Below are 10,000 nucleotides of genomic sequence, written 5' to 3'. Positions count from 1 at the left end.
TCTTCCTGAACGGCTTCAGTTTTTTCTGGCAAATCCCGCATCAATAAAGCAATACGGCGAGGCGTTGCGTATTTTTCGATTTTTGTCGGGTTGATACCCGCTTCTTTCAATTTTGCAGAAAGAAGTTCGGCCAGTTTTTCAACCGCCATTTTTTGCAAACCGGCCGGAATTTCTTCGGAACGGAGCTCAAGCAGAAAATCAGCCATCGGTTATGCCTCCCATCCGTTATAGGCCATCCATGCCGCCGCAACAGCCTTGGTCAATTCCCGCACGCGCCCGATATAGGCTTGCCGTTCAGTGACAGAAATCATGCCGCGTGATTGTAACAGGTTAAAGATATGACTGGCTTTGATTGCCTGATCATAAGCAGGTAAGGGCAACGGTTTATCGCGTTCGAGCAGAGCTTTACATTCTTGCGAAGCCTCTTTGAACCAGCGGAAAAGCGTTTCGGTATTGGCCGCTTCAAAATTATAGGCTGAAAATTGGCGTTCATTTTCAAGGAAAACATCGCCATAGCTTACGCCCGCATCATTAAAACGCAGGTCATAGACGTTATCAACGCCCTGTATATACATAGCCAGTCGTTCAAGGCCGTAGGTAATTTCGCCGGAAACCGGTTTACAGTCAAATCCACCGATCTGTTGGAAATAGGTAAACTGCGTTACCTCCATCCCATCGCACCAGACTTCCCAGCCTAAGCCCCATGCGCCTAAAGTCGGGCTTTCCCAGTCATCTTCGACAAAGCGGATGTCATGGCGGCTAAGATCAATACCAATGGCTTCCAGTGAACCCAGATAAAGCGCCTGAATATTATCAGGCGAAGGTTTCAAGATAACCTGATACTGATAATAATGGCAAAGTCGGTTTGGGTTTTCCCCATAGCGCCCATCGGCCGGACGGCGGCAGGGCTGCACATAGGCCGCTTTCCATGGATTGGGCCCAAGAGCTTTCAGGCTGGTGGCCGGATGAAAGGTTCCCGCCCCCATTTCCATATCATAAGGTTGTAAAATGACGCATCCTTGCTGACTCCAGTAATCATGAAGTTTCAGGATGAGGGCTTGGAAGGACAGACTATCTGGCATTTTTCCTCGAATGTTACCCATGGTAACAGGGACAAATATGTGCCGGATATACCGGCGGAAAGAACACGTTATTCCTCTTTTCGATAAGAAAACGGAACTTTTACGCTCTAACCAGTAACCGGACAGAATTGAAGCCTATTCCGTTAAAAATCTGTTTTTCCTTGCTTTCTCAAAAGAAAAACAGAGTGAAATAAGCCCTTCCCCATTTCCCATTCAGCGATTTATCAGGCAGAATAGCCTAAAAATCGCAAATATTATCGTCATCCCCCTTGTCATAGGTGATGGTGCAAGCAAGAAGTAAACCCAAAGAGTAGAGCAGGAGAAGATAATATGATCGCACCGGTAATATCGTGTATCGGGATAGTATCCGCCCTGTTAGCCTCTTCGGCACATACCCACCCTCACCCTTTAAAAACAGCGGCGGTTAGTCGGGTCAAAAAAACATCACCGGTTAAAATATCCGGTAAAAAAACGGTAAAACCCCAAAAGACCACTATCACTTCAAAGAAGAAAATAGCACCGGAACCCGCTAATAATAATATCCCAGAGAATACGCCAGCGGCGGCGACATCTTCTATGGTTGTTGATGCGCATCCAGCCCTGTGGATGATCCACAAAAATAATACGACGATTTACCTTTTCGGAACGATTCATATGCTTGATCCACGATATAGCTGGTTCAAGAACCATATTCGTGATGCTTTTGAACAATCTTCTGAATTGGTTATCGAAACGAAAGCACCGCCAGCAGATCAAGTGCAGGCGATTGTTTCAGAATTGGCAACTGACAAATCAGGTTTACCGCTTGAAAAAAGGCTGCCGCCTGCTTTGAACCGGCGTGTTCAAGCAGAGTTGACGCATTTCCATATGGCAAAAAATAGTATGGATCGTTTTTCACCTTGGTTTGTCGCAGTGACTTTGACACTGCTACATTATCAAAAAAGCGGGATCAAAACGATGGCGGGTGTAGAGCCTGTCCTTATTGCGCAGGCGCAAAGTGAAGCCAAAAATATCGGTGAATTAGAAGATTTTAAACAACAACTTTCTTTCCTGTCCAATTTATCGCCTGCCGATCAGATATCTTTTCTGCAATCCAGCCTTGAAGAAGACGAGCAAAGCTCTTTTATCATCCGGTTGTTGATAAAAGCATGGGCAAGTGGTGATGAAGATCGCCTTGCTAATATTGTAAACCAGAATTTAAGCCAAATTCCGCATTTGCAGACGATTCTTTTAGAAAACCGGAATAGAAGATGGGCTGATTGGATTGAAAATAGGCTAAAAACACCGGGAACGGTCTTTATGGCGGTGGGTGCCGGACATTTAGGGGGCGCGCATAGTTTGAGAAAAATTTTAGCAGAACGTCAAATCTATGCCGTCAGAATTGCCAATTAAATTTTAAAAAAAAAGTATCTTTTTTCTGAAGCGATCAGAGGCTGATTTGAAAAAAGATTTTAATAGAAAGGAATGGTCGGGGAGACAGGATTCGAACCTGCGACCCTCTGCTCCCAAAGCAGATGCGCTACCAGGCTGCGCTACTCCCCGATCGCTGTCTTCCTTAATGAATTTTCGATGATAGTCAATCACAAAAGCATAATATTATTTAGAAAGCAGCAAAGATTGCATTCTTTTCAGATCTCTTTCTATGGCGGAAGCCAAACTTCCGGCAGCTAAAGCCGGAGACGCACCGGCTTGGCGGGCTTTTATAAGCACCTCTATCCCCGCTTGTGCCATATTAAGACATTCATCTAGCAATATTTTGAGTTGGTAAGCCAATAGATCCGAAGCCTTTTGATAGGCTTGATTGAGCGCGTTCACCTGATCGTTGGAAAAGATTTCCATTTGATAAGGCTCATATTGTTGCCCATTCGGCATGTCGAGCGCTTGCCTTGCCTGTTTTTCGGCACACCATTTCTGAAGAAAATCAGCAATATACTGCATCTGTTGAAGGCTTGTTCCGATATTCAAGTCATTCTTATCAGTCACCGACACAGCGTCTATTCCTGTTATGGCACAATAACAAAGGGAGGCAATAACACCAATTTTTGCTATTATAATATGGATCTTAGGCCAATATCCTAAAGCAGTTGGTCTTTATATAACGCTTTTGGATTAATTTTATATTTATCTACCGCAGAATATCGCAGTTTTGACAGGTCAATATTTTGATAAAGAAAAGGGTGTCGAAACAGACACCCTTTTTAGATTATCTAGTTTTTGCCTGACCTAAAGATGTCTTAGCGCACCCAAAACCCCTTGTGGTTTAAGTAAGGAAACGGCGTGATTAAAGGCCTTCACAAAGGCTTCATTATCAGCCAATCCCAAAGGTTCCAGAATACGGCAATTCAAAAAGCCTTCGGTGTTTTCGCCGCCCCATTCCGCGCGTTCTTCCTTGGAAATATGAGGCTCTATAGGCGTGAATTTATGGCCTTGGTCGTCAATACCGCGAAGATAACGACGGAAACAGGCCAGAATAAAGGCCATACGACGTAAATCGCGACTGCTGGTATCTTCGTCTTCGGTATGTTCGTTAATAGTAGGCAGCAAGAAAGTCGGCAATTTATTCGCACTATCACCAGCAATACGAACCAGTTGATCTTTCAAGGCTGGATTGCTGAAACGACTTAAAACCATATCACGGTAATCCGTCAAAGAAATGCCATCAGGCCCTTTCGTAACCGGAATGACATCTTTGGTCATGAAGTCGTAAACCAGCCGATGAATTTCAGAATCGCCCAAGGCTTCATGAACATATTCATAACCAGCAATAACCCCCGGAAGAGCAATCGCCGTGTGGGACGCGTTAAGCATCCGCCCTTTCATATGCTCGTAAGGAGCAACATTTTGAGTAAATTCGGCACCGACCTTTTCAAAAGGCGGACGAGCATTACAAAATTCGTCCTTGATAACCCATTGTGAGAAATTTTCGGCAATAACAGGCGATTGGTCATCGATACCGGTATGTTTTTTGACGCCGGCGGCTTCTTCTTCTGTGACCGTTGGGGCAATCCGATCAACCATGCTATTGGGAAAAGTGACATTTTTTTCGATCCATTCAGCCAATTCAGGATCGCGTAATCGAGCAAAACTCAGAACGGCTTGCTTGGCAACATCACCATTACCGCGTTGGTTATCGCAAGAAAAGACGGTGAAGGGTTTCGTGCCAGCTTTCCGGCGGCGTGCCAAGGCCTCAACAATATAACCGAAGGTATCCTTGGGATGCTCTGGGTCTTTTAAATCAGCCTGAACGGCTTCGGCATCAGATTGGAAATTCCCTTCACTATCCAGATGGTAGCCCCCTTCTGTAATGGTCATCGAAACAATACGGATCGCCGGATCAACCAGCCTCTTCATCGTCGTTTCAGGGTCTTCGGGAGCATGGAGATATTGGATAATAGAACCAATAATGCGGGTTGAAGGCTTACCCTTTTCATCATATTCGGTCAGCGTATAGAGACAGTCCTGATCCTTCATCGCTTTGGCTTTGGCTTTCGACGAAGGACGGTCTCCGAGGCTAATGCCAACGATTCCCCAACTTTCATTGCCCGAAATAGCCAAGCAGTCATCAATATACCGCGCCTGATGCGCGCGATGGAAATTCCCAACCCCGATATGAGCGATACCCGCCGTTACCTTGGAACGGTCATATTTGAAAATTTTTACTCGTTTAGGATCAAGATTTGCCAGTGCTTTTTCATTAAGCTTGATAGCTGTTTTTGATTCAGCGGCTGCTGTCATAATCTGTCTCCTTGAAATGTAATGGACGCAAGAGGCGCGTGTGATTTATCCTTCTCTTAAGAAGAGGAAGCTTTGGCCGGAAAGATTGTTCCGGCAAGGTATAGAATGAGATCTATATAATATAAATTACCTTAAAAATCCAGAAGCACATCTTTGGATTTTATTATATAATCCATAATTATAAAATTAAGTTTTTTAAATAAAAATATAATAAAATGAGAAATTTCATTTTTTATATTTTAAAAAAAATTTATTAAATATTATTATATTGATATTTATTTATATTTTTAGTGTTAAATTCTAAATTATTTTTAGAGTATTCTATTTTTGTACCAACCAGAAAGACATGTTATCTTGAAAAAGCTGTTAAGCGATATCCCCAAATGCCGATGATTGTTTTTCGCAAAAAATGGAAGCGCGCTATTTATGAGTGATACCCGCCCTATTTTGATATGGTTTCGTCATGATTTTCGTCTGCGTGATAATGCAGCGATCACGGCCGCAATTCAAAGTCGGAATCCTGTTATCTGTTTCTATATACAGGAAACCGCTGGCGAAAAAACGGAAACAGCAGCGGATTGGTGGATAGCCGAAAGCCTTTTAGCCCTAGATCGACAATTAAAGAACAAAGGGGGGCAACTTCATCTTTTTGAGGGCGATGCTGAAAAAATAATCCCCGAAATTGTACAGCAATCCCATGCTTGTAAGCTGTTTTGGAATAGGCGGTATGATTCTAAAGGGAAAGAGACTGACCAGATTTTAAAGAAATCGGTTAGAGCCATGGGGCTTGAGGTGCAAAGTTTTCCCAATACTCTTTTAAATGAGCCTTGGACTGTAAAAAACGACAAGGGTCAGCCCTTCCGAATATTTTCAGCCTATTGGCGGGCTGTGCAGCGTCATATGAATATTCAAGCGGTTTTGCCTTATCCTGAAAATTGGGTCTTTTCTACAAGGGAAATCCAGCATTGCTTGGGCTATAAAGATATTTCGATCTTAGCGAAAGAAACGCAAGATTCTGCATGGAAGATCAAGCTAAAACAGAGCCATCGCTTTGGAGAAAATGAAGCTCAAAAGCAGTTAAAATCATTTATTGAAAATGATCTCGCGCATTATGCCAAAGAGAGAGACTTTCCAGCCAAGGATGGGACGTCTTTACTATCAGCTTTTTTAAGAAGCGGGCAGATATCCTCAAAACAAATATGGCATGAAGTCACAAAAAACGGGTCTGGTGAAGGGGTTAGCAAATTTCTAGCAGAATTAGGCTGGAGAGAATTTGCGTGGTCGGTTTTATGGGAACATCCCGATTTAAATCAGCATAATTTGCGACCGGAATTTGATAAAATGCCTTGGAAAAAGGCTTCCGACAATTTGCAACGTTGGAAGGAAGGACAAACAGGATATCCCTTCATTGATGCGGGTATGCGAGCGTTATGGCAAACTGGCTTCATGCCCAATCGGCTGCGAATGGTGACAGCGTCCTTCCTCGTTAAACATCTATTGATTGATTGGCGTGAGGGTGAGAAATGGTTTGCCCAGACCTTGGTTGATTATGATCCGGCCTGTAATGCGACAAACTGGCAATGGGTGGCAGGAAGCGGCATTGAATCTGCCCCTTATTTCAGGATAATGAATCCTATCTTACAATCACAAAAATTTGATCCTGATGGGCAATATATTCGTGAGTGGGTCAAGGAATTAGCGGATTTTCCTACCCCTTTTATCCATACGCCATGGAAAGCAGATAAACAACCTGCCAATTATCCACGGCCGATTATTGCCCATGAAGAAGGTCGAGATAGAGCCTTGAGAGCATGGAAAGAAATACGCTCTGCATAGTGGCAAAATGGAGTGAATTTTGAGGTTGCCTTTGTGAGACATTCAGAGCGTGATTGTCTCACAAAGATATAGTGTCTTTTGATACGAAAAAAATATTAGTTTTGCCCTTGGGCAGAAGGAATATAGGCGCGGTATTTATTCCAGTTTTTGACCAATTCTTTGACAACGGGCTCTCCGGCTCTTTCGTTATTATCAAAGGCAACCACTTGGCCGGATTCTTCGTCACCCATGGAGTCTGTGATAGCGACTCCTTTGGGTGGCATACTGAAATTACTGCCCGAACGAAGCACAAGAATACGATCGGGATCAATATAACCCAATTGGGCTAAAACACGCATTTCACGTTGGTTGATCTGGCTTTCTTCATTGGTCATGACAAAATGCCCCTGCCCTTTCGTCCATAATTTGACCCAGTTTTCTGCCCATTGATTGCGTCTTTCACCATGCCAATAGCGATGCGCGCCAAGTGTTTCGCCTTCTAAAATCATCGGCGCTTTTTGAGCATAAGGATAATCTGTCCATTTTTGCCGTTGGCGAGCAATCACAGGATCATCTTTTAAGGGAACATTTCGGCTTATTGTGTAAGCCCATTGCTCTAATCTTCGGTTAAGAGGATAGGCTTTGGTCAACTGGGCGACATCTGTGACCGATCCGTAATGATTAGGGTCCACTGGAAGGCTATCAGGTCTATCCGCGCCAATAGCATATAATCCATATGGCCAATCTTTTGGGATGTCCCGATCATCAATTTCACGAAGTGCGTCCCCGTCAACAACCCATCGTGACCATGCGACACTACCAACCGAGGCAAGATTAGGATTTACGCCGGAAATACCTGTAAAAATCCAATAGCTATGCTTGAGATCAAAATGTTTGTCCAAAGCTAAGGCAGTGAGATCAGTCGCACCATCTTTCAAAACGAGGGCATAAACGCCATCGCTATTTCTTCTTAAAACTTGTGTGGATATGCCCTCGATGGGTAATTTCTCATCAAGATGCATCCGTTCAACCCAGAATTGATATTCGCCGGGTTTATCACCCGTATCAGCTCCATTTTCCCAGCCAGCCACAATGATGACTTTGGGTTCAATTTTAGCGGTATCAGTCTTGGCTATAGCAGGCGCAATAAGTCCCATAGCCGCCATTCCTAATGATGTCCCCAAAGTCAAAAGCTTTTCTATTTTTGTCTTCATTGTCAGCTTTCATCATAATTGTGGCTATACAGACTGATAACCTAATGCATTATTCAATGTTAAAATATTGATACGGAAATTTCTCTCTTTCAGCATCAACAAAGATATAAAATTATCCCAATGGCGTTTGGGAATAGAGAGAGCAATATCGAAGTCAAAGCTTTTCTTTGATTTTTTGTGACTGGAGATAGCCGGCAAGACAGACCAATATAACGCCAGCTGCCAGAAAAGCTGATGCTAAAATCGGCAATTTTCCATAGGTGGAAGGTAAAGTTCCGACCAACAAGCTACCCGACCAAGATCCTATGGCGTTACCCAGATTAAAAGAGCTTTGATTAACGGCGGCAGCAATATTGGGAGCAGATTCCGCGCATGTTACAACATAAGATTGTAGCGGAGCCATCGGGGCGTAAATAAAAATACCCCAGAAGAAAAGCAACAATATACAACTCCAGACGTGGAGGCTGCCCGAAACCAACAAGAGTTGAACAATAATTGTCATCGCTAAAAGGCCACCGCAGGAAGGCAGCATTTTCCAGTCAGCCAAGCGTCCGCCCAAAAGATTACCCAAGCAAAGACCTGCGCCAATCAGTAACAAAATCCAATCGGTAGTATGTGCTGAAAGCCCAGTCCTGATTTCTAGAAAAGGCGTGATATAGGTAAAAAGCCCGAACATACCGGCAGAGGTACACATCGACACCAGCATCATTAGAATGACCATCGGATGTGTTAGAGAACGGAATTGGTCATAAAGACGAATGCTTGTATTACTCTGATTATCATGTGGGATTAAATACCAAATGCTAATCCATGCCAAACTACCAACGCCACCAATCAACCAGAAAGAAACCCGCCAAGACGTAAATTGCGCTACCAATGTGCCAAGTGGAACCCCTAGCACCATGGCTAAAGTCAGCCCGATATAAACGATAGAAAGCGCCCCAGCTCTCTTTTGGGGAGGAACAAGCTGACAAGCAACAATCGAAGCGGCTCCATAAAAAGTCCCGTGTGAAAGCGAGGTCAAAAATCGACTAGCCATAAGCAGGTTATAATTTGGAGCCAGAGCGCTGCAGATATTACCGACAGCAAAAATGGCCATCATCAAAAGCAGCGTTTGCCGCCGCGAATAGCGATTGGTTATAACGGCCATAAGAGGAGATGCGATTGTCACGCCAATGGCATACCCCGAAACCAGAAGGCCTGCTTTCGCAATAGAAACATGCAGGTTATCGGAAAGTTCGGGCAGAATGCCCATCACGATGGTCTCAGTCGTTCCCAAACCAAAAGCACCGATGGCCAAGGCTAAAAGCGCAATAGGCAACGCAACATCACTCCCTATAAACGGCATTTGACCTGCCGTTCTGTTGGCCGCTCCTCAAACACTTATTGCCTTAAAAGGCAATAGAAATGATGACGGTTATTGGAAGTCAAACTTTCAATATTTTGAGCATCGTTTTTTAGCGATATTCTAAAGGTGGCCATTATTTGCATGATAAACAAAGTCGGATTGGTTAATGATATCCCTATATCAAATTTCATGGGGTTCTTGATTTATGCTCATTGGCTATATGCGTGTGTCATCAGCAGATGATCGCCAATCTGTTGATCTACAAAGAGATGCTTTGATTGCGGCAGGCGTTGATGAGCGGAATCTGTTCTTTGATAAAGCTTCAGGCGCAAAAGATGATCGCCCCGGTTTAAAAAAATGCCTTGAATATCTGAAATCGGGTGATGAATTGATAGTCTGGAAACTGGATCGTTTAGGGCGATCTCTACCTCATTTATTATCAATCATCACAGATTTAAAAGCGCGTGATATTGCCTTTCATTCTCTAACTGAACAGATGAATACGAATACACCCCATGGTGAATTGCTGTTTTCGTTATTTGGTGCTTTGGCGCAGTATGAACGCGCCTTGACCCGCGAACGAATTATGGCGGGATTAGAGGCGGCAAGAAAACGGGGACGGCGTGGTGGTCGGCCACCAACGATCGATAAGGAACAGTTGGAACAGATTAAAATCGCCCTTGAAAGTGGTGCCAGCAAGGCTTCTGTTTGCCGGAGTTTCAAGATACCTCGATCAACGCTCATTGATACCTTAAAACGCAATGGATGGTTGGCTTCATTTCAGAAGGTAAAAGAGCCTTAATCTA

9 protein-coding genes and 1 tRNA gene are annotated in these 10,000 nt (G+C 43.9%); 3 read left to right on the top strand and 7 right to left on the bottom strand.

Features of this window, described 5'->3' with window-relative positions:
- Together LDL18_RS02435 and LDL18_RS02430 are read right to left on the bottom strand one after the other, a co-directional pair.
- The coding region (locus tag LDL18_RS02435) for a glycine--tRNA ligase subunit beta (RefSeq protein ID WP_296506778.1) at nucleotides 1-206 on the bottom strand (206 nt) is incomplete at its 3' end.
- A gap of 3 nt (nucleotides 207-209) precedes the next feature.
- Entirely contained in the window at nucleotides 210-1,082 is an 873-nt protein-coding gene (locus tag LDL18_RS02430) for a glycine--tRNA ligase subunit alpha (RefSeq protein WP_011241226.1), read from the bottom strand.
- A gap of 330 nt (nucleotides 1,083-1,412) precedes the next feature.
- Between LDL18_RS02430 and LDL18_RS02425 the strand changes: the two genes are divergently transcribed.
- The gene (locus LDL18_RS02425; RefSeq protein WP_296506775.1) at nucleotides 1,413-2,474 is read left to right on the top strand and encodes a TraB/GumN family protein; all 1,062 of its coding nucleotides are present in this window, start codon (nucleotides 1,413-1,415) and stop codon (nucleotides 2,472-2,474) included.
- A gap of 73 nt (nucleotides 2,475-2,547) precedes the next feature.
- Here the strand turns inward: LDL18_RS02425 and LDL18_RS02420 are convergent.
- The 3 genes from LDL18_RS02420 to LDL18_RS02410 form a co-directional block, all read right to left on the bottom strand.
- Nucleotides 2,548-2,624: transfer RNA gene (locus LDL18_RS02420), tRNA-Pro, on the bottom strand.
- A 54-nt stretch (nucleotides 2,625-2,678) separates the two neighbouring features.
- A complete protein-coding gene (locus tag LDL18_RS02415) occupies nucleotides 2,679-3,071 on the bottom strand; it encodes a hypothetical protein (RefSeq protein ID WP_296506773.1) in 393 nt (130 codons plus the stop codon).
- Nucleotides 3,072-3,305: 234 nt separating this feature from the next.
- Nucleotides 3,306-4,817 carry a mannitol dehydrogenase family protein gene (locus tag LDL18_RS02410; protein WP_296506771.1) on the bottom strand — a complete coding sequence of 504 codons (1,512 nt, stop codon included), beginning with the start codon at nucleotides 4,815-4,817 and terminating at the stop codon, nucleotides 3,306-3,308.
- 426 nt (nucleotides 4,818-5,243) lie between these two features.
- On the opposite strand from LDL18_RS02410, the gene LDL18_RS02405 reads away from it, so the two are divergent.
- Complete coding sequence (locus LDL18_RS02405; protein ID WP_296506768.1) at nucleotides 5,244-6,653, top strand: deoxyribodipyrimidine photo-lyase; 1,410 nt, start codon at nucleotides 5,244-5,246, stop codon at nucleotides 6,651-6,653.
- A gap of 95 nt (nucleotides 6,654-6,748) precedes the next feature.
- On the opposite strand, the gene LDL18_RS02400 is transcribed toward LDL18_RS02405, so the two are convergent.
- Entirely contained in the window at nucleotides 6,749-7,846 is a 1,098-nt protein-coding gene (locus LDL18_RS02400) for a purine nucleoside permease (protein ID WP_296506765.1), read from the bottom strand.
- Nucleotides 7,847-8,000: 154 nt separating this feature from the next.
- The gene (locus LDL18_RS02395) at nucleotides 8,001-9,194 is read right to left on the bottom strand and encodes an MFS transporter (protein ID WP_296506763.1); all 1,194 of its coding nucleotides are present in this window, start codon (nucleotides 9,192-9,194) and stop codon (nucleotides 8,001-8,003) included.
- A 205-nt stretch (nucleotides 9,195-9,399) separates the two neighbouring features.
- Between LDL18_RS02395 and LDL18_RS02390 the strand changes: the two genes are divergently transcribed.
- Entirely contained in the window at nucleotides 9,400-9,996 is a 597-nt protein-coding gene (locus LDL18_RS02390) for a recombinase family protein (protein ID WP_011241233.1), read from the top strand.
- Nucleotides 9,997-10,000: the final 4 nt, after the last annotated feature.

Source organism: Zymomonas sp. (genome assembly GCF_020216885.1).
In the GTDB taxonomy this organism is placed as follows: Bacteria; Pseudomonadota; Alphaproteobacteria; order Sphingomonadales; family Sphingomonadaceae; genus Zymomonas.
Note: the sequence above shows the minus strand (reverse complement) of the source record. Positions and strands in the feature narration are given on the sequence as shown.